Here is an 18,569-nt window from a genome sequence, read left to right as displayed (position 1 = left end):
GAGGGAGCCACCGATGATTCTGCTCCGTCGCCTGCTGGGTGACGTGCTGCGTCGGCAGCGCCAGCGCCAGGGCCGTACTCTGCGCGAAGTCTCCTCGTCCGCCCGAGTTTCGCTCGGCTATCTCTCCGAGGTGGAGCGGGGGCAGAAGGAGGCGTCCTCCGAACTGCTCTCCGCGATCTGCGACGCGCTGGACGTACGGATGTCCGAGCTCATGCGGGAAGTGAGCGACGAGCTCGCGCTCGCCGAGCTGGCACAGTCGGCGGCAGCCACCGAACCGGTGCCCGCGCCGGTGCGTCGCCCGATGCTCAATTCGGTGTCCGTCACCGGTGTCCCACCGGAACGGGTCACGATCAAGGCGCCCAGCGAGGCAGTGGACGTGGTCGCCGCCTGACACCCCGCCGCGGGGTGCGCACGGCGCCGACGTGTACGAGGGCCCCGGCCGGGGCCTCTCCGGGGAGACCTGGAGGGGGCGGCCGGGGCTTTCGTGTGTCCGGGGGCGTGATGCTTTGTGGGCAGGGGGTCGGGGGCCGTGGGTGCGGCGCCGTGATCCTCGCCGCCGTCGGTCTCCCGCGCCGGCGGGCGTGCGGCCCCGTTTGCCGGGCCCGTGGGGTGCGGTCATCGTGGAAGGGCGCTCGGGGCCGTACGCACGCTTGCGGAGGATGTCGATGTACGTCGTGAAGAGCCCGCTGTCCGACACGGACCTCAAGATCGTCTCCGAGGCCCTGCAGGGAGCCCTCGTCGATCTGGTGGACCTCTCCCTCGTGGCCAAGCAGGTCCACTGGAACGTGATCGGGCCGCGCTTCCGCTCCATCCACCTCCAGCTCGACGAGGTGGTCGACAGTGCGCGCCTCCACTCCGACACCGTGGCGGAACGGGCGTCGGCACTCGGCGTCCCCCCGGACGGCCGCGCCGCGACTGTCGCTCAGGGCAGCGGCATCGGTGCGGTGCCCCAGGGCTGGGTCAAGGACACGGACGCGGTGGGCACACTCGTCTCCGCGCTCGGCGCGGTGATCGCGCGTATGCGGGAGCGGGTGCAGGCGACCGCCGCGCCGGACCCCGTGAGCCAGGACATCTTCATCGGCATCACCGCGGACCTGGAGAAGCATCACTGGATGTTCCAGGCGGAGAACGGGTGAGGCGAACGGGTGAGCGGGCCGGGTCGCGAGGGGTACCGGACTCGGGTGGTGAGGCCGGGCGCGGGGGAGGGTGTGCGCGGGGTGCGCCGTGTGCGACAGATGCCCGGGGCATGCGCTGGGTCCGGTGCGCCTGTGTGCCGCTGGTGCGCCCTCCCTGGTGGTGACAGGGCGGTCTAGGGTCTGGTTCCTCGGGTTGGAGGTGACGGCCATGGCGGGGCGCGCGGCGCGCTGGGGGGCGACGCTGGCGCTGGGTGCGCTGTGGTGGTGGGGGGTACTCCGACTCGTGCTGGCACCCGATGCGGGGGTGCTGGAGGGGGCGGTCGCGACCGGGGGGTGGGGGCTGAGCCTGCTACCGGTGCACTGTGTGCCGAAGACCCGTGCCGTGGGGGCGGCCGGGTCGGACCAGCAGGCCGGGTCCTGGCGCCGGTGGTGGACCGCAAGGGGGCGCGGGAGGGGCGCGCAACCGGGGTGAGGGTGGGCGAAGGGGGGCGAGCGGGGTCGGCTGGAGACGGTGTCCGGGGGCGTTCAGGGGGCTCCTGGGTGCGGTTTGCGGCCGGCCCGGCCGCCGAGGCCGACAGAGGCTCGGATGCGGGCTGTGCGGCCGCCCTCTTACGGGGCCTGCTCACCAGGGCATCGCTACGCCGCCGTTCGGGCGCAGGATCTGGCCCGTGGTGAACGAGGCGGCGTCGGAGGCCAGGTGCAGCACCGCGTGGGCGACGTCCTCCGGCTCGCCGACCCGGCCGAGCGGTGACAGCCGCGCCATGGACGCCTCGGTCCGTGCCCGGGTCTCCCCGTGCCGGTCGGTCATCGGTGTACGGATCCATCCGGGCGCCACCGCGTTGACCCGGATCCCATGCCGCCCGACCTCGGCCGCCAGGGTCTTCGTCAGCTGCACCACGGCCGCCTTCGCCACGCCGTAGCAGAGCAGTCCCGGGCCGCCGGTGTCGACGGCTCCGGACGCCATCGTGACGATGCTGCCGCGGGTACCGTCCGCGATCATGCGACGGGCCGCCTCCTGGCAGGCGTAGAGCACGCCCTTGAAGTTGACGGCCAGCACCCGGTCCAGGTCCTCGTCCCGGGTCTCCAGGACGGGGCTGCTGTGCATGATCCCGGCGATGGCGGCCAGCGCGTCGAGGCGCGCGCAGGAGGCGACCGCCTGTTGCAGCCGTGCCCGGTCCGTCACATCGAGCGGGTGTGGATGCGCCGTGCCGCCGCGGTCCTTGATCAGGGCCGCCGTCTCGTCCAGACCGTCTGCGTCCCGGTCCGCGCAGTGGACGCTCGCCCCGGCCTCGGCGAACAGCACCGCCGTGGCCCGGCCGATGCCGCTCGCGGCGCCGGTGACGAATGCGGTGCGTCCACTGAGGCCGTACGCCGTGACGGGCATGGTTCCGACGGTACGAGCATTTCTGACGGGTCGTCAATCAGCGGTACGCGGAGGGCTGTCGCGGGGGTCTGCCGGGGCGCGGCGGCGGAGTCGGCCCCCACTGGCAGGCGGGGCACCAGTAGGTGGGGCGCTCCCGGGAGCCGTCACCCTGGTCAGATACCCGGATCGGGGTGCCGCAGTACAGACAGGGGCGGGGCGCACGGCCGTACACGAACAGGTTCTGCTCGCGCCGTCCCGTGGTGTTGCGCGCCGGGCGGTCGCGGTTCGCCTCCAGAAGCCGCTGGGCGAGAACGGGGAGCTGTACGGCGCACTCGGCCGGGAGGTCGCCGACGGGCAGCCATGGGGTCACCCGGAGCAGAAAGCACAGCTCACTCTTGTAGACATTGCCGATGCCGGCCAGATTGCGCTGGTCCAGGAGGGCCTCGCCGAGGGGGCGGGCGGGGTCACTCAGCAGGTTCTCCCGTGCCAGAGCGGGATCCCAGTCCGGACCGAGGAGATCGGGGCCGAGATGGCCCACGGCGCGGGCCTCGTCGGTGGTGCGGAGCAGTTCCAGGACGGGCAGGCGATAGCCGACGGCCGTGCGGTCGGCGGTGCCGAGGATCGCCCGGATCTGGTGGGTGGGGCCGCCGGTCCAGCGCTGTCCCGCCGCGAAGATCTTCCAGGCGCCGTCCATCTTCAGATGGGAGTGCAGGGTGAGTCCGCCCTCGAGCCGGGTCAGCAGGTGTTTGCCGCGCGGGGTGACGTCGAGGACGGTACGGCCGGTGAGGTCGGCCGTGGCGTACTTGGGCACCCGGAGGTCGGAGCGCGTCAGCACCTTCCCTGCGAGCGCCCCGTGCAGACGCTTCGCGGCCATGTACACGGTGTCGCCTTCGGGCATGGGTCAAGGGTGACACGTCGGGAGGCCGCGGTGGCGGGCCCCTGGTCGGGGTGCGCCCCGGTGGCCGGGGAGCCGGTCGCAGGCTGGGAAGCCGGCGGTGCTGATGCCGGGGGAGCCGGCCGTGCTGTCGACGGGGTGCCGGCGGGGGCTCATGCGCGGATGCGCAGTCCTCGTGGGGTCGCGATGAAACCCGCTCCTTCCAGGAGAGCGCCGAACGGGGACGACAGGGCGGCTGCGCCATTGACGCGCTCCACCGTGACCGTGCCCAGGGAGCCCGCCCGTGCGGCCGCCCCGAGAGCCTCGGCGGCGGCGCGCAGACGTGCGTCCTGCGTCAGCTCGGCCTCCGGGTCCAGGGGCCAGGCCAGCAGGGTCTTGCCGCCGCGCTCCATGTAGAGCGCGAGCTCGCCGTCGACCAGGACCACTAGCGAACCCGCCTTGCGTCCCGGCTTGTGTCCCGCGCCCGTGGGCGGCTCGGGCCAGCCGAGCGCGGCACCGTACGCGTTGGCCGGGTCGGCGGCCGCGAGGACCACCGTGCGGGCGGGGCCGGTGGAGCGTGTCCGGTTCGGCGGAAGCCCTGGCCCGCGCTGCCCGTACGGCGGACGGGGGCCGGACTCCACGCCGGTCCCGGAACCGGAGCGCGGCCCTCCGAACCCCGGTGCGGACAGCGGGTCGGGGGGCGCCGGGCCCGAGTCGAAGGGGTCGACGAAGCCCGCGGCCGACGGATCACCGAAGGCCGGAGCGGGCGGGCCGTCGAAGCCGTCGTGGTGCCCGGTGATGCCGAAGGGGTCGTCCGGGGTCTCGTCGTAGCCGGTGCCGAAGGGGCTCTGCGGCGACTGCCCGTAGCTCCCGGGGAATCCGTTCGGGAATCCGTCGGCGAAGCCGCTCCCCGCGCCGGGCAGCGGTTCGCCCCGCTCACGCGCGTTCGCCACCGCGCGCAGCCGGTCCACCGCGCCGTCCATCGCGAACTGCGCCGCGCCCAGCCCCTCGACCACATAGCCGCGCCGGGCCTGCCCGCTCTCCTCGAAGACGGACAGGACGCGGTAGACGGCGGAGAAACCGCCCCCGACGCCCTCCGCCGCCACCGCGCCCCGGGTCACGACGCCGTGCCGGTCCAGCAGCGTCCGGGCCAGGGCGTGGGCGCGGACGGTGGGGTCCCCCTCGCGGGAGGGGAGCAGCGACCAGCGGCCCGCGACGGTCGGCGGTCCCGTACGGGACTGGGGGCGGGCGGCGGCCGTGAGTGAGCCGTACCGCCCGCGCGGGACCGCGCGCTTGGCACGGTGGGCGGTGGAACCCGCGGTGCGGCCCGAGCCGAGCAACGACCGCATCGGCGCCAGCGTGTCGTTCGTCAGCCGGCCCGACCAGGCCAGATCCCAGATCGCGTCGGCCAGTTGGGGGTCCGTGACGTCCGGGTGCGTCGTGGCCCGGACCTGGTCGCCGATCTGCCGGAAGAACAGGCCGTAGCCCCCCGAGAGGGCGGCCAGGACCGACTGGTGGAGCGCGGTCAGCTCCAGGGGGTGCGGGTCGGGCAGCAGCAAGGGGGCCGCGTCCGCGAGGTAGAGGGAGATCCAGCCGTCCTTGCCGGGCAGCGCGCCCGCGCCCGCCCACACCACCTCGCCGGCGGCGGTCAGCTCGTCCAGCATCGCGGGCGTGTAGGTGGCGACGCGGGACGGCAGGACGAGCTTCTCCAGGGCGGACGCCGGCACGGACGCGCCCTGCAACTGTTCGATCGCGCGCACAAGACCGTCCACGCCCCGCAGACCGTGCCCGCTGCCCACGTGCTGCCACTGCGGCAGGAACTGCGCCAGCGCGGCCGGAGGCACCGGCTCCAGCTCGTGCCGCAGCGCCGCCAGCGAACGCCGCCGCAGCCTGCGCAGCACGGCCGCGTCACACCACTCCTGACCGATCCCCGCGGGATGGAACTCCCCCTGGACGATCCGGCCGGAGGCCGCGAGCCGGTGCAACGAGCCCTCGGTGACGGCCGCCCCGAGACCGAACCGCGCCGCGGCGGTGGCTGATGTGAAGGGGCCGTGCGTGCGCGCGTACCGCGCGAGAAGGTCTCCGAGCGGGTCCTTGACCGGCTCGGTGAAGGCCTCCGGGACACCCACCGGCAGCGCTGTGCCCAGGGCGTCCCGCAACCGGCCGGCGTCCTCGATCGCCGCCCAGTGGTCGATGCCCGCGATACGGACCTTGATCGCACGGCGGGCGGCGGCCAGCTCGGGCGCCCAGTGCGGCTCGGCCCCCCGCTCCACCAGCTCGGCGTCGGTGAGGGGGCCCAGCAGCCGCAGTACGTCCGCGACCCCCTCGACGTCCTTGACCCGCCGGTCCTCCGTGAGCCACTGCAGCTCCCGCTCCAGCTCGGCCAGCACCTCGGCGTCGAGCAGCTCCCGCAGCTCCGCCTGGCCCAGCAGCTCCGCCAGCAGCCGGGAGTCCAGCGAGAGCGCGGCGGCGCGCCGCTCGGCGAGCGGGGAGTCCCCCTCGTAGAGGAACTGGGCGACGTACCCGAACAGCAGCGATCGGGCGAACGGGGACGGCTCGGGGGTGGTGACCTCGACGAGCCGCACCTTGCGTGACTCGATGTCGCCCATCAGCTCGGTGAGACCCGGGACGTCGAAGACATCTTGCAGGCACTCGCGGACCGCTTCGAGGACGATCGGGAACGAGCCGAACTCGCTCGCGACCTGGAGCAGTTGGGCCGCCCGCTGGCGCTGCTGCCACAGTGGTGTGCGGCGGCCGGGGTTGCGCTTCGGCAGCAGCAGCGCACGGGCCGCACACTCGCGGAATCGGGAGGCGAACAGCGCCGACCCGCCGACCTGGTCGGTGACGATCTGATCGACATCGCCCTTGTCGAAGACGACGTCGGCCGCGCCGACCGGGGCCTGCTCGGAGTCGAACTCCGCGCCCGCCTTCATCGGCTCCTGGTCGAGCAGGTCCAAGCCCATCAGATCGGCGTCCGGCAGCCGCAGCACGATGCCGTCGTCGGCGTGCATCACCTGGGCGTCCATGCCGTAGCGCTCGGCCAGCCGGGCGCCCAGCGCGAGCGCCCACGGGGCGTGGACCTGCGCGCCGAACGGGGAGTGCACCACGACCCGCCAGTCGCCCAGCTCGTCACGGAAGCGCTCCACGACGATCGTGCGGTCGTCCGGGACATGGCCGCAGGCCTCGCGCTGCTCGGCCAGATACGACAGCACGTTGTCCGCGGCCCAGGCGTCGAGACCGGCCGTCAGCAGCCTCAGCCGCGCGTCCTCCTTCGGCAGCGAGCCCACCTCGCGCAGGAACGCGCCCACCGCGCGGCCCAGTTCGAGCGGCCGGCCCAGCTGGTCGCCCTTCCAGAAGGGCAGCCGGCCCGGGACGCCGGGGGCGGGGGAGACCAGCACGCGGTCGCGCGTGATGTCCTCGATCCGCCAGGAGCTGGTGCCCAGGGTGAACACGTCCCCGACCCGGGACTCGTACACCATCTCCTCGTCCAGCTCGCCGACCCGGCCGCCGCCCTTCTTCGGGTCGGACCCGGCCAGGAAGACCCCGAAGAGCCCGCGGTCCGGGATCGTGCCCCCGGAGGTGACGGCGAGTCGCTGGGCGCCCGGGCGGCCCGTGACCGTGCCCGCCACCCGGTCCCACACCACGCGCGGGCGCAGCTCCGCGAAGGCGTCGGAGGGGTAGCGGCCCGCCAGCATGTCCAGCACCGCCGTGAAGGCCGACTCGGGGAGCGAGGCGAAGGGGGCCGCCCGGCGGACCATGGCGAGCAGGTCGTCGAACTGCCAGGTGTCGAGCGCCGTCATGGCGACGAGCTGCTGGGCGAGCACGTCCAGCGGGTTCCCCGGGACCCTCAGCGACTCGATGGAGCCGGACCGCATCCGCTCGGTGACCACGGCCGCCTGGACCAGGTCGCCCCGGTACTTGGGGAAGACCACGCCCGTGGAGACCGCGCCGACCTGGTGTCCCGCGCGGCCCACGCGCTGGAGCCCGGAGGCCACGGACGGCGGGGACTCCACCTGGACGACGAGGTCCACCGCGCCCATGTCGATGCCCAGCTCAAGGCTGGAGGTGGCGACCACGGCGGGCAGCCGGCCCGCCTTCAGGTCCTCCTCGACGAGGGCGCGCTGCTCCTTGGAGACCGAGCCGTGGTGGGCGCGTGCGAGCACCGGCGGCGCCCCCTGCGCGGCACCCGAGCCGCCCATCAGCTGGGCGGGGGAGTGGTGCTCTTCCAGGGACTCGCCGGTGGCCCGCTCGTAGGCGATCTCGTTCAGCCGGTTGCACAGCCGCTCCGCGAGACGGCGCGAGTTGGCGAACACGATCGTGGAGCGGTGCGCCTGGACCAGATCGGCGATCCGCTCCTCGACATGCGGCCAGATGGACGGGCGCTCCGCGCCCTCGGACCCGTCGCTGACCGGGGAGCCGCCCAGCTCGCCGAGATCCTCGACCGGGACCACGACGGACAGGTCGAACTCCTTGCCGGACTCCGGCTGGACGATCTCCACCTTGCGGCGCGGGGAGAGAAAGCGCGCGACCTCGTCCACCGGGCGGACGGTGGCCGACAGGCCGATGCGGCGCGCGGGCTTCGGCAGCAGCTCGTCGAGGCGCTCCAGGGACAGCGCGAGATGGGCGCCCCGCTTGGTGCCCGCCACCGCGTGCACCTCGTCCAGGATCACGGTCTCCACACCCGTCAGCGCATCGCGCGTGGCGGACGTCAGCATCAGGAACAGCGACTCCGGTGTCGTGATCAGGATGTCCGGCGGACGCGTGGCCAGGGCGCGGCGCTCCGCCGCCGGGGTGTCGCCGGAACGGATACCGACCCTGACCTCCGGCTCGGGCAGTCCCAGCCGGACCGACTCCTGACGGATGCCCGTCAGCGGACTGCGCAGGTTCCGCTCGACGTCCACCGCGAGGGCCTTCAGCGGGGACACGTACAGCACCCGGCAGCGCTTCTTGGGATCGGCGGGCGGTGGGGTGGAGGCCAGCTGGTCGAGCGCGGCGAGGAACGCGGCCAGCGTCTTGCCGGAGCCGGTCGGGGCGACCACGAGCACGTCCGAGCCCTCGCCGATGGCGCGCCACGCCCCGGCCTGGGCCGCGGTGGGCGCGGAGAACGCCCCCGTGAACCAGCCGCGGGTCGCGGGGGAGAAGCCGTCGAGGGCTCGGTGTGCAGGACTGGGCATGCGTCCATCCTGCACCCAGCCACTGACAAACCACCTGACCTGCGCAAACACCGCATGCGTGGGTGCCGGGCGGTGGGGCCGTACCGCAGAATGGAGCCATGGCAGGTTCCGGGGAGCGGGCACGGCACTGGCGGTACGAGGAACTGCCGGGCGTCGACCTGCTGCGGGCCCGCTACATCCACAAGACGTTCGTGCGGCACACCCACGAGAACTTCGTGATCGCGGCCATCGCCGACGGCGTCGAGATCTTCCACCACGGCGGTGCGGACCAGTACGCGGGCCCGGGAGCGCTGGCGCTGGTCAACCCGGACACCTCGCACACGGGCCGGGCCGGGGTACCGGAGGGCTGGCGGTACGGGGCCGTCTACCCCTCGCCGCGGCTGGTGGCCGAGATCGCCGCCGAGACCACGGCCATCCGCGGCACGCCCGGCTTCACCAGCCCGGTGCTGGAGGATCCGTACGCCGCCGGCCTGGTCCATGAGGTCCTCCGGGCCGTGGACGAGGACAACCCGCTCGCCGCCGACACCCTGCTGCGGGTCGCCGTGACCCGGCTGCTGAGGCGGGTCGGCGGGCCCCTGCCGCAACGGGCCGTGCGCACCGCCGGAGGCCGGGCCGCCGCACGCGCGCGTGCCGTGCTCGAGGAGCGGATGGCACAGCCCCCGAGCCTGGAACGGCTGGCAGCCGACCTCGGCACCAGTCCCTTCTCGCTGCTGCGCGCCTTCCGCACCGCCTACGGGATGCCGCCGCACACCTGGCTGACCGACGCCCGGGTCCGCCGGGCGCGGAGTCTGCTGGACGCCGGGACCACACCCGCCGAGGCGGCCGTTGCGGTCGGCTTCACCGACCAGCCCCACCTCAACCGCCACTTCACGCGGATCGTGGGCGTTCCTCCGGGGGCGTACCAGCGCGAGCGCAGGGAGGACGGATCCCGTACCGCCGGGCGCAAGAACGTACAAGACCCGAATGCGTGACTGCTCGTAGCCTCCGGGCGTGGCAGAACAGAGTGCTCTCGCGGACCTCCGCAGAGGAGACAGCGAAAAGCCGGACGCCGCCGTCGTCCGGGACGCCCTCGGGGTCGGGGTGGCCGTCGGCCTGTCCGGCTTCGCCTTCGGGGTCACCTCGGCCGGCAGCGGGCTCACCCTGCCGCAGACCTGCGCGCTCAGCCTTCTGGTGTTCACCGGCGCCTCGCAGTTCGCGCTCGTGGGCGCGCTCGCGGCGGGCGGCAACCCGCTCACGGCGGCCGCGGGCGCCTTCTTCCTGGGCGTGCGGAACGCGTTCTACGGGTTGCGGCTGTCGCAGCTGCTGGCCCTCCCGCGCGCGGTGCGGCCGTTCGCCGCGCAGTGGGTCATCGACGAGACCACCGCCGTGGCGCTCGCCCAGCCGACCCGGCGGAGCGCCCGCATCGGCTTCACCGTGACCGGGCTCACCCTGTACGTCCTGTGGAACCTGACCACGCTGCTGGGGGCCCTCGGCGCGCAGGCCCTCGGCGACACCAGGGCGTGGGGGCTGGACGCCGCGGGGCCCGCGGTCTTCCTGGCGCTGCTCGCGCCGATGCTGAGGACGACCGCGGAGCGTGCCGTGGCGGGCGCGGCCGTCGTGCTGGGGCTCGGTCTGCTGCCGGTCCTGCCCGCCGGTGTGCCGGTCCTGGCGACGGCGCTGGCGGCTCCGGCCGTCCTCTTCCTGGAGGGCCGTCGGGCGGCGGCGAACGCGCGGGGCGCACGGACCGAGACCGTGCGGAAGGCCGACGAGACCCGAGGGGAAGACAGTTGAACGTCTGGATCGCGATCGGCGTCACCGCCGTCGGCTGCTACGCCGTCAAGCTCCTCGGTCTGCTCGTTCCGGCCGGGATCCTGGAGCGGCCGCTCGTCCAGCGGCTCGCAGCCCTGCTGCCCGTCGCCCTGCTGGCCGCCCTCACGGCCCAGCAGACCTTCGCCGACGGCCGCGCCCTGGTGCTGGACGCCAGGGCGGCGGGGCTCGCCGCGGCCGCCGTCGCCCTGCTCCTGCGCGCCCCGTTCCTGGTCGTGGTCGGCGTCGCGGTCGTGGTGACGGCGGGGCTGCGCGCGCTGACCGGCTGACCGAGCGCCTTGCCCGCCCCCGGAGCAGCGACCGCGTCAGCCGATGGCCCGCCCGTACGCCCGGAGGGTGAGCAGCGCCTCGATGGTCACCATGGGGCGGCATTCCAGGGCCGTGCCCGGAGCCCACTGTCGCCACCGGACGGGCCAGCCGCCGTCCTCCTGCTGCTCGCCCGTGAGGTGGTCCAGGGCGCGTTCCGTCTCCTCGTCGGTGAACCACGCGCGCGCCAGGGAGTCCGGCGTACGCGCGAAGTCGTACGGGAAGTGGTGCTCGCCCGGCGCGTACCCGGGGGCGACCGGGTACTCCTCCGGACGGCCGGGGTCCAGGCACACGAGTCGCTCCTCGCGCACCAGGCGGCCCAGCCGGTCGGCGGCGCCCTGCGCGCGCGGCCGGTCGGGCGCCGAGTCCAGGAACGCCACCGCGGCCTCCACCTCGTAGGGATGCGTCTTCCGCAGGGAGTCGATCGCCTGCCAGCAGAAGTCGGTGGCCCGGAACAGCCACGCGTGCCAGACCTCGTTGCGGTGCAGCAGACCCACCACAGGGCCCATGGCGAGGAGGTCGCCCGGCGGGTCGTTGACGATGGGCAAGAAGGGAGCCGCCGGGTAGCCGCGCTGGCTGGGATGGATCGCCGGTAGGGCACCGTCCGGGGTCGACACGGCGGTCAGGTAACGGCACACGCGCTCGACCCGCTGTCCGCCGCAGCGCCCGATCGAGTCCAGGACGCGCAGCGCGTGCGCGGTGTGCAGGGGCTGGCTGACCGGACCCCGCAGATCGGGTTCGAGGGCATGACCGTACCCCTCGTCCTCGTTGCGGTAGGCGGCCAGCGCGGTCTCCACCGGGTCGGCGGCGCCACCCAGGAAGTGGTAGGCGAAGCGGCGCTGCTCCAGCACGCGCGCGGTGAGCCAGACGAACTGCGCGGCGCGGGAGAGCGGGGTGTGCGCCGGGGGTGCGGCGGGGAGTGAGGATGCTCCGGTTTCGGCCATGGATCAGACCGTAGGACGGAAAGCGGTCCTGGGAAGCGGTCCCGGGCAGGGCCCACTCTCAGGGGCTGGATACTGGAGTCATGCGGTTGACGGTTTTCTGGCAGCGGATGGCGGATCACTTCGGTGAGGCGTACGCCGAGACCTTCGCGCGCGACCATGTGATGTCGGAGCTGGGCGGTCGTACGGTGCACGAGGCGCTGGACGCCGGCTGGGAGGCCAAGGACGTGTGGCGGGTGGTGTGCGGGACCATGAACGTTCCGCACGAGAAGCGCTGAACGCGCACGAAGATCCGCAGGCGGTCTCCGGTTGTCGGTGGCGTCGGGGACACTTGCTCCGTGGCCCCGACAGACGAGACCGCACAGGTCCCCCAGCAGGAAGCGCAGCTCCGCACGCTTCAGCCCGACCGGCCTCCGGCGGGTGACGGCGCCGTGCCGGCCGCCCGCATGCCGCGCTGGCTGCCGCGTGCCATGGTGCTGGCGCTCGCCCTCATCGCCGTGTTCCAGCTGGGCAGCTGGGCGTTCCACCAGCTCACCGGCCTGTTGATCAACATCCTCATCGCGTTCTTCCTGGCGCTCGCCATCGAGCCCGCGGTGAGCTGGATGGCCTCCCGTGGCATGCGCCGCGGACTGGCCACCTTCCTCGTCTTCCTCGGTCTCACGATCGCCGTGGCCGGGTTCGTCACCCTGCTCGGCTCGATGCTCGCGGGCCAGATCGTCAGGATGGTCGAGGGCTTCCCGGCCTATCTCGACTCCGTGATCAACTGGATCAACACGACGTTCCACACCAAGCTCAGACGCGTGGACGTCCAGGACAGCCTGATCCACTCCGACTGGCTCAAGAAGTACGTCCAGAACAGCGCGACCGGCGTGCTGGACGTCTCCGCGCAGGTGCTGGGCGGCCTCTTCAGGCTGCTGACGGTCGGGCTGTTCTCGTTCTACTTCGCCGCCGACGGGCCGAGGCTGCGGCGCGGGCTGTGCTCGGTGCTGCCGCCCGCCCGGCAGGCCGAGGTGCTGCGAGCCTGGGAGATCGCGGTCGACAAGACGGGCGGCTATCTGTACTCGCGCGGTCTGATGGCGCTCATCTCGGGCATAGCGCACTACGTCCTGCTGGCGGCGCTCGACATTCCGTACGCGCCCGTACTCGCCGTCTGGGTCGGGCTGGTCTCGCAGTTCATCCCCACCATCGGCACCTATCTCGCGGGTGCTCTTCCGATGCTGATCGCGTTCACCGTGGCCCCGTGGTACGCGGTGTGGGTGCTGGTCTTCGTCGTGATCTACCAGCAGTTCGAGAACTACATGCTCCAGCCCAAGCTGACCGCGCGGTCCGTGGACATCCACCCCGCGGTCGCCTTCGGGTCGGTCATAGCCGGCACCGCCCTGCTCGGCGCGGTCGGCGCACTGATCGCCATCCCCGCGGTCGCGACGCTCCAGGCGTTCCTGGGCGCGTATGTGAAGCGGTACGCGGTCATGGACGACCCCCGGGTCCATGGGCACCGGACGCCGCGGGGCTCCGGAAGCCTGGCCGTGCGGCTGCGGCGGCTCTTCTCCCGCTGAGCGCCGCCGGGACTCACCAGGTGAGCGCCGCCCAGACTCCCGCGCCGAGCACGGCGACCGCGTAGGCGCCGACCGCCGCGCGCAGGACCCGCCGCTTCGCGGTGGCGCTCCAGGCGGTACGGGACAGCAGCCAGGTCAGCGCGGGCAGCACCAGCACGGCGTGCAGGCTGACGCCGTGCAGGGGCTTGAGCGGCGCCGTCGAGTCGTACGCCGCCTGTTGGTGACCGGTGCGGGACAGCACGACTCCCCGCGCGATCATCACCGCCCCCGACAGCAGTCCCACCATCAGGGTCGCGAAGCCGGCGCGCAGCGCGAGCGGCATGCCCGAGGGGCCGTCGGGCCGGTGCCGGAACGCTGCCGCGGCGAACACCGTGAGCACGACGACCAGGACTCCGCCGCCCACCGCGAGCGCCATCGCGACCGCGGTGTCGAAGGGCGTGGTGGTGTTGAGGTGCGAGGGCACATGACGCCACGCCTGGAGGGTGATCCCGGCGACCTCCACGACGCAGTCGACGGCGAAGACGACGAGCAGCACGGTGCGCGACCGCGCGCCGATGCGCAGATACGAGGTCACCCAGGTGACCGCGATCAGCGTCAGCCCGAACGAGAGTCCGAACGTGAAGGGCTTGCGCCAGGAGACAGGACCGTCCCAGGGGCCGCCGTCGACGGCGAACACCAGCAGATGAACCAGCCCCGACAGCACGAGGGCGGCACCGGTCGTGAGACAGAGGCGCTCGGCGGGACGGGCGGCGCGCCGCACGGCGCCGACCCGGCCGACGGGGACGGTGGCCGGGGCGGTGGCGGCGGTCCGGTCCGGGGCGGTTGCGGTGGGGATGCGGATTCCGTGTCGATCCATGGGGACAGCGTCTAGGTGACGGGCCTGCCGGGTCGTCGTACGACGGGAGACTCCTGCGGTACGTCCGGGGGAGCAGTCTTGGGGTGCGCCGGTGTTCGGGTCACCCTTTCTGTCGGCGGCGGCCCGTTGCGACGAGGCGTCTCAGCGCGGTGTGTGCGGGCGGGCCCCAGGTGGACTTGCCGCCCGGGCGGCCGCGGAGGCCGGCCTCTCCGATGAGGATGCCGCCGAGGGCTCGCAGCACCGCCCAGCCACGGGCGCGGCGCAGGGTGGCGGCGTCCGGGGCCGGCCGGTAGGCACGGTGGAAGCGTTCGGCGGCGCCGTCCGGCAGCAGCACCCACGAGGCGGCGAGATCACAGGCCGGGTCGCCCGCGCAGAGGTCGCCGAAGTCGATCACGCCGCAGAAGGTGCCCTCCGCGGTGAGGACGTTGGCCGGATGCAGGTCGCCGTGCAGCCACAGCGCCGGACCCGTCCAGACGGGCGCGGCGACGGCGTCCTCCCAGACGGCGCGGACGGCGTCCGGGTCCGGGATCAGCCCCAGCTCGGTGGCCTCGGCCAGTCGCTGGGCGAACGGCTCGGCATGGGCGGCCAGCGGCCCCCTCGGTCGCGGCCGGTCGGCGCTCCGTCGGGGGCAGGCCGATGAAGGGCCGTCAGGAAGGCGGCCAAGGCGTCGGCCGCCTCCGCAGCGCTCGTGGCGGGGGCGCGGTCGGCAGGTGTGCCCGGCACCCAGGTGGTGACGATCCAGGGGCGCGGAAACCGCTCCGAGGGTTCGCCGAGGCGCTGCGGGACGGGGACCGGCAGAGGAAGGTGCGGGGCGAGGGAGGGCAGCCAGGTGTGCTCCTTGCGCAGCAGCGCGTCCGCGGACCGCGTCGCCCAGGGCAACCGGACGGCGAGGTCGTCGCCGAGTCGCCACAGCTGGTTGTCCCAGCCGCGCGCACCGAGCCGCAACGGGCGGTCGGCCAGGTCGGGGTGCTGGTCGTGCAGCAGATCCCGGACCAGCGCCGCGGTGATCTCGATCTCGGTGTGGGTCATGCGGAGCCAGGGTAGTCCGACGGTGACTCACCGTTTGGGGCGATCCCCGCTCCGTGCCGAGGAACGTAGGCTCGGAGATGCGTGCGGTGCGCTTGACATGAAAATCGAACATCTATTCTTATGGAGCCTCCGGCTCAGTTCTCCGCGGGACTTCGACAGGGTTTCACGGAGAAGTGCCCGAGTTATCCACAGGCCGGACGAGCGTCGGGGCGCATTGTCAGTGGCAGGCGTTAGCGTCTTTGACGTGAAGCGATCGACTCAAGCAAACCGGGTGGAACCCATGGCAGGTACGGACCGCGAGAAGGCTCTGGATGCCGCGCTCGCACAGATTGAACGGCAATTCGGCAAGGGCGCGGTCATGCGCATGGGTGAGCGGTCCAGGGAGCCCATCGAGGTCATCCCGACCGGGTCGACCGCGCTCGACGTGGCCCTCGGCGTCGGCGGCCTCCCCCGCGGCCGAGTGGTGGAGATCTACGGACCGGAGTCCTCCGGTAAGACGACCCTGACCCTGCACGCGGTGGCGAACGCGCAGAAGGCGGGCGGCCAGGTCGCCTTCGTGGACGCCGAGCACGCCCTCGACCCCGAGTACGCGCGCAAGCTGGGCGTCGACATCGACAACCTGATCCTCTCCCAGCCGGACAACGGCGAGCAGGCGCTGGAGATCGTGGACATGCTGGTCCGCTCCGGTGCTCTCGACCTCATCGTCATCGACTCCGTCGCCGCGCTCGTCCCGCGTGCGGAGATCGAGGGCGAGATGGGCGACAGCCACGTGGGTCTGCAGGCCCGTCTGATGAGCCAGGCCCTGCGGAAGATCACCAGCGCGCTCAACCAGTCGAAGACCACCGCGATCTTCATCAACCAGCTCCGCGAGAAGATCGGCGTGATGTTCGGCTCCCCGGAGACCACGACCGGTGGTCGGGCGCTGAAGTTCTACGCGTCGGTGCGTATCGACATTCGCCGCATCGAGACCCTGAAGGACGGCACGGAAGCGGTCGGCAACCGCACCCGCTGCAAGGTCGTCAAGAACAAGGTCGCCCCGCCCTTCAAACAGGCCGAGTTCGACATCCTCTACGGACAGGGCATCAGCCGTGAGGGCGGCCTGATCGACATGGGCGTCGAGCACGGCTTCGTCCGCAAGGCCGGCGCCTGGTACACGTACGAGGGCGACCAGCTCGGCCAGGGCAAGGAGAATGCGCGCAACTTCCTGAAGGACAACCCCGACCTGGCCAACGAGATCGAGAAGAAGATCAAGGAGAAGCTGGGCGTCGGCGTGCGTCCCGAGGAGCCCGCCGCCGAGCCGGGCGCGGACGCGGCGAGCGGCACGGCCGAGGACACCGCCAAGACGGCGCCCGCGGCGGCGGCCAAGACGACCAAGGCCAAGGCTCCGGCGGCCAAGAGCTGACCCGTGACACGACGAACCGACTGGGCCGAGTACGCCTTCCCGGTGGCCCCGCAGGAGCGGGGGAGCCGGGGCGAGGGGGGATCGGCCGAGGACGGCGACGGGGCGCACGACGACATGTGGGGGGACTCGGATGCCCAGGGGGCGGGCGCTCCGCGTGACGACGGCCGTGCGCGTGGGGGGCGCGGACGGGGGCGGCGGCGCGGTTTCGGGGAACCGGCCGACGGCCCACAGGACGGAGGGCTGTCTTTCTCGTCGAGGGCCGAGAAGGGGGAGCCCCCGGCGGCGGACCCGGTGGAGCAGGCACGGGCGATCTGTCTGCGCCTGCTCACCGGGAGCCCGCGCACGCGCAAGCAGCTCGCGGACGCCCTGCGTAAGCGGGAGATCCCCGACGAGGTAGCGGAGGAGGTGCTGTCGAGGTTCGAGGAGGTCGGCCTCATCGACGACGGTGCCTTCGCGGAGGCCTGGGTGGAGTCCCGGCATCACGGCCGGGGTCTGGCCCGCCGGGCGCTCGCGCGGGAACTGCGCACGAAGGGCGTGGACTCCACGCTGATCGACGAAGCGGTGGGACAGCTCGACACGGAGCAGGAGGAGGCCACCGCCCGGGAACTTGTCGCCCGCAAACTGCGCGCGACACGGGGGCTGGAGCGCGACAAGCGCCTGCGCCGCCTCGCGGGCATGCTCGCCCGCAAGGGCTACCCCGAGGGCATGGCCCTACGGGTGGTCCGCCAGGCGCTGGAGGACGAGGGGGAGGACATGGAAGAGCTGGGGGACGGGGAGTTCTGAGCCCGCGGAGCCGCTCGGCGGCAGGGCGGGCCACGTGCGGTCCGGTGGGACCGGGCACGGGACGAGAGCCCTGGACACGGTGGACGCGCGGGGGCGCCGATCGCGTCCAGGGCTCGAAGGCCCGTGGCCCGTCCGGCAGGGCCTACGGCGTCACCGGCAACCCCGCCGCCTTCCAGGACTGGAAGCCGCCCACCAGGTCCGTGGCGCGATGCAGGCCCAGTTGGCGCAGGGAGACGGCGGCGAGGCTCGACGCGTAGCCCTCGTTGCAGACGATCACCACGCGCAGATCGTGGCTCGTGGCCTCGGGGACGCGATGACTGCCCTGGGGATCCAGGCGCCACTCCAGTTCGTTGCGCTCGATGACGAGGGCGCCCGGGATCAGCCCGTCACGGTCGCGCAGGGCCGCGTACCGGATGTCCACGAGCAGGGCGTCCCCGGCGTGTGCGGCGTCGTAGGCCTCCTGGGCCTCCACGCGGACCAGGCCCCCACGGACCCGCTCCAGCAACGCATCGATGCCGATGGGGCTTTCGGGTAGGGACGTCATTGCCAGTCCTCCGGACGCTCGATCTGTTCCAGACGCAGTACCTGCCCTGTGCGACTGTAGCGGCGGATCTGCGGCAGGGGCGGGTAGTAGGCGTGGACCGAGATCGCGTGCCGGTCGGTGGACTCGTTGAGCACCTCATGCACATGGTGCTGTCCGAAGGAACGGCCGTTGCCCGCCGACAGCCGCCGCTCGCGGTCCACCCCCTCGGTGAGTTCCAGGGTCCGCCAGCCGTCGGACGGCAGCCGGGCCGCGAGGGAGTTCTCCTTCAGTTCGCCCGAGGCGGTGACGAAGGCGCCCACCGAGTCGGCGTGGTCGTGCCAGCCGGTGCCCGTGCCGGGCGGCCAGCCGATCAGCCATGCCTCGCTGCCTCCGGGACCTTCCAGGCGTACCCAGGTACGGCCCTCGGGGTCGAGCGGGAGCGACGAGACCAGTTCCGTGTTCGCGGCCGTCCGGCGTACGAAGTCGAGCAACTCGGCCTGGCCGGGTGCCTGAGCGGGACCGCAGACCGACGAGGCGGGGGGAGACGAGACAGGGTAGACCGATGAGACAGAAGGGTGCACAGACACGGGGACCGTCCTGAGGTTCGCGTGGGGGCGCGCGGTGGTGCCAGACGGCGCGCGCGAGTGAAGGGGGTGCGAGATCAGCAGGACGGACGACACACGCAGCCCGCATAGCGGACGAGGTCCATATGGACCCTCCGCCACAGGCGCACACAGGTGTCGGTCACGATCCGGAGTAGACCATGGAGGTGGCGACCGGTCAACTCACCGTCACTATGTGGACGTCACGGTGACCGTGC

At 72.9% G+C, this 18,569-nt stretch carries 17 protein-coding genes and 1 pseudogene; 9 read left to right on the top strand and 9 right to left on the bottom strand.

Annotated elements, in window-relative coordinates:
• Positions 1-13: 13 nt before the first annotated feature.
• The gene (locus ACFYX0_RS33600) at positions 14-391 is read left to right on the top strand and encodes a helix-turn-helix transcriptional regulator (protein WP_311691687.1); all 378 of its coding nucleotides are present in this window, start codon (positions 14-16) and stop codon (positions 389-391) included.
• Positions 392-665: 274 nt separating this feature from the next.
• Entirely contained in the window at positions 666-1,136 is a 471-nt protein-coding gene (locus tag ACFYX0_RS33595; protein ID WP_355910475.1) for a DNA starvation/stationary phase protection protein, read from the top strand.
• Positions 1,137-1,758: 622 nt separating this feature from the next.
• Here ACFYX0_RS33595 and ACFYX0_RS33590 read toward each other — a convergent pair.
• The 3 genes from ACFYX0_RS33590 to ACFYX0_RS33580 all read right to left on the bottom strand — a co-directional run bounded on the left by ACFYX0_RS33590 (position 1,759) and on the right by ACFYX0_RS33580 (position 8,547).
• Complete coding sequence (locus ACFYX0_RS33590) at positions 1,759-2,520, bottom strand: SDR family NAD(P)-dependent oxidoreductase (RefSeq protein ID WP_388976037.1); 762 nt, start codon at positions 2,518-2,520, stop codon at positions 1,759-1,761.
• A gap of 37 nt (positions 2,521-2,557) precedes the next feature.
• A complete protein-coding gene (locus ACFYX0_RS33585) occupies positions 2,558-3,397 on the bottom strand; it encodes an Fpg/Nei family DNA glycosylase (RefSeq protein WP_388976035.1) in 840 nt (279 codons plus the stop codon).
• A gap of 149 nt (positions 3,398-3,546) precedes the next feature.
• On the bottom strand, positions 3,547-8,547 hold the full coding sequence (locus ACFYX0_RS33580) for an ATP-dependent helicase (protein WP_388976033.1): 5,001 nt from the start codon (positions 8,545-8,547) through the stop codon (positions 3,547-3,549).
• Positions 8,548-8,645: 98 nt separating this feature from the next.
• Between ACFYX0_RS33580 and ACFYX0_RS33575 the strand changes: the two genes are divergently transcribed.
• Genes ACFYX0_RS33575 through ACFYX0_RS33565 form a run of 3 tightly spaced genes read left to right on the top strand, consistent with a single transcriptional unit; the run spans position 8,646 to position 10,622 of the window.
• Positions 8,646-9,518, top strand: a complete 873-nt coding sequence (locus ACFYX0_RS33575; protein ID WP_355910231.1) for an AraC family transcriptional regulator — start codon at positions 8,646-8,648, stop codon at positions 9,516-9,518.
• A 19-nt stretch (positions 9,519-9,537) separates the two neighbouring features.
• A complete protein-coding gene (locus tag ACFYX0_RS33570) occupies positions 9,538-10,317 on the top strand; it encodes an AzlC family ABC transporter permease (protein ID WP_388976030.1) in 780 nt (259 codons plus the stop codon).
• On the top strand, positions 10,314-10,622 hold the full coding sequence (locus tag ACFYX0_RS33565) for an AzlD domain-containing protein (protein ID WP_311691698.1): 309 nt from the start codon (positions 10,314-10,316) through the stop codon (positions 10,620-10,622). Before ACFYX0_RS33570 ends, ACFYX0_RS33565 begins: the two co-directional genes overlap by 4 nt.
• A 36-nt stretch (positions 10,623-10,658) precedes the next feature.
• Here the strand turns inward: ACFYX0_RS33565 and ACFYX0_RS33560 are convergent, their stop codons facing one another.
• A complete protein-coding gene (locus ACFYX0_RS33560) occupies positions 10,659-11,603 on the bottom strand; it encodes a hypothetical protein (protein WP_388976027.1) in 945 nt (314 codons plus the stop codon).
• 80 nt (positions 11,604-11,683) lie between these two features.
• Here ACFYX0_RS33560 and ACFYX0_RS33555 point away from each other — a divergent pair, with 80 nt between their 5' ends.
• Positions 11,684-11,878 (top strand): DUF3046 domain-containing protein, encoded by a 195-nt coding sequence (locus ACFYX0_RS33555; protein ID WP_311691702.1) that lies wholly within the window; start codon positions 11,684-11,686, stop codon positions 11,876-11,878.
• A gap of 60 nt (positions 11,879-11,938) precedes the next feature.
• Complete coding sequence (locus ACFYX0_RS33550; RefSeq protein WP_388976024.1) at positions 11,939-13,156, top strand: AI-2E family transporter; 1,218 nt, start codon at positions 11,939-11,941, stop codon at positions 13,154-13,156.
• A gap of 13 nt (positions 13,157-13,169) precedes the next feature.
• On the opposite strand, the gene ACFYX0_RS33545 is transcribed toward ACFYX0_RS33550, so the two are convergent.
• Positions 13,170-14,012 carry a hypothetical protein gene (locus ACFYX0_RS33545; protein ID WP_388976022.1) on the bottom strand — a complete coding sequence of 281 codons (843 nt, stop codon included), beginning with the start codon at positions 14,010-14,012 and terminating at the stop codon, positions 13,170-13,172.
• 100 nt (positions 14,013-14,112) lie between these two features.
• A pseudogene (locus ACFYX0_RS33540) lies at positions 14,113-15,041 on the bottom strand (aminoglycoside phosphotransferase family protein).
• 280 nt (positions 15,042-15,321) lie between these two features.
• Here ACFYX0_RS33540 and recA point away from each other — a divergent pair.
• The gene (gene recA / locus ACFYX0_RS33535; protein WP_388976020.1) at positions 15,322-16,443 is read left to right on the top strand and encodes a recombinase RecA; all 1,122 of its coding nucleotides are present in this window, start codon (positions 15,322-15,324) and stop codon (positions 16,441-16,443) included.
• 3 nt (positions 16,444-16,446) lie between these two features.
• Positions 16,447-17,226, top strand: coding sequence for a recombination regulator RecX (recX, locus tag ACFYX0_RS33530; RefSeq protein WP_388976018.1), 780 nt, complete (start codon positions 16,447-16,449; stop codon positions 17,224-17,226).
• A gap of 142 nt (positions 17,227-17,368) precedes the next feature.
• Here recX and ACFYX0_RS33525 read toward each other — a convergent pair whose 3' ends face one another.
• From ACFYX0_RS33525 to ACFYX0_RS33515, 3 genes are all read right to left on the bottom strand, one after another.
• A complete protein-coding gene (locus tag ACFYX0_RS33525) occupies positions 17,369-17,770 on the bottom strand; it encodes a rhodanese-like domain-containing protein (RefSeq protein ID WP_355910252.1) in 402 nt (133 codons plus the stop codon).
• Positions 17,767-18,336 (bottom strand): cysteine dioxygenase, encoded by a 570-nt coding sequence (locus tag ACFYX0_RS33520; RefSeq protein WP_388976015.1) that lies wholly within the window; start codon positions 18,334-18,336, stop codon positions 17,767-17,769. The genes ACFYX0_RS33525 and ACFYX0_RS33520 overlap by 4 nt, the downstream gene beginning before the upstream one ends.
• Positions 18,337-18,410: 74 nt before the next feature.
• Positions 18,411-18,458: a hypothetical protein gene (locus ACFYX0_RS33515; RefSeq protein ID WP_309506048.1), complete on the bottom strand. Its 48-nt coding sequence runs from the start codon at positions 18,456-18,458 to the stop codon at positions 18,411-18,413.
• Positions 18,459-18,569: the final 111 nt, after the last annotated feature.

Origin of the sequence: Streptomyces sp. NPDC002573, from assembly GCF_042889625.1 — a bacterium.
Classification (GTDB): Bacteria; Actinomycetota; Actinomycetes; order Streptomycetales; family Streptomycetaceae; genus Streptomyces; species Streptomyces gibsoniae.
This window is presented reverse-complemented; position numbering and strand designations above follow the sequence as displayed.

Bases quoted from the DNA above. Each gene is read 5' to 3' on its own strand.
- ACFYX0_RS33600 (WP_311691687.1), top strand. From the start codon at position 14: ATGATTCTGCTCCGTCGCCTGCTGGGTGACGTGCTGCGTCGGCAGCGC.
- ACFYX0_RS33595 (WP_355910475.1), top strand. From the start codon at position 666: ATGTACGTCGTGAAGAGCCCGCTGTCCGACACGGACCTCAAGATCGTC.
- ACFYX0_RS33590 (WP_388976037.1), bottom strand. From the start codon at position 2,520: ATGCCCGTCACGGCGTACGGCCTCAGTGGACGCACCGCATTCGTCACC.
- ACFYX0_RS33585 (WP_388976035.1), bottom strand. From the start codon at position 3,397: ATGCCCGAAGGCGACACCGTGTACATGGCCGCGAAGCGTCTGCACGGG.
- ACFYX0_RS33580 (WP_388976033.1), bottom strand. From the start codon at position 8,547: ATGCCCAGTCCTGCACACCGAGCCCTCGACGGCTTCTCCCCCGCGACC.
- ACFYX0_RS33575 (WP_355910231.1), top strand. From the start codon at position 8,646: ATGGCAGGTTCCGGGGAGCGGGCACGGCACTGGCGGTACGAGGAACTG.
- ACFYX0_RS33560 (WP_388976027.1), bottom strand. From the start codon at position 11,603: ATGGCCGAAACCGGAGCATCCTCACTCCCCGCCGCACCCCCGGCGCAC.
- ACFYX0_RS33555 (WP_311691702.1), top strand. From the start codon at position 11,684: ATGCGGTTGACGGTTTTCTGGCAGCGGATGGCGGATCACTTCGGTGAG.
- ACFYX0_RS33545 (WP_388976022.1), bottom strand. From the start codon at position 14,012: ATGGATCGACACGGAATCCGCATCCCCACCGCAACCGCCCCGGACCGG.
- recA (WP_388976020.1), top strand. From the start codon at position 15,322: ATGGCAGGTACGGACCGCGAGAAGGCTCTGGATGCCGCGCTCGCACAG.
- ACFYX0_RS33525 (WP_355910252.1), bottom strand. From the start codon at position 17,770: ATGACGTCCCTACCCGAAAGCCCCATCGGCATCGATGCGTTGCTGGAG.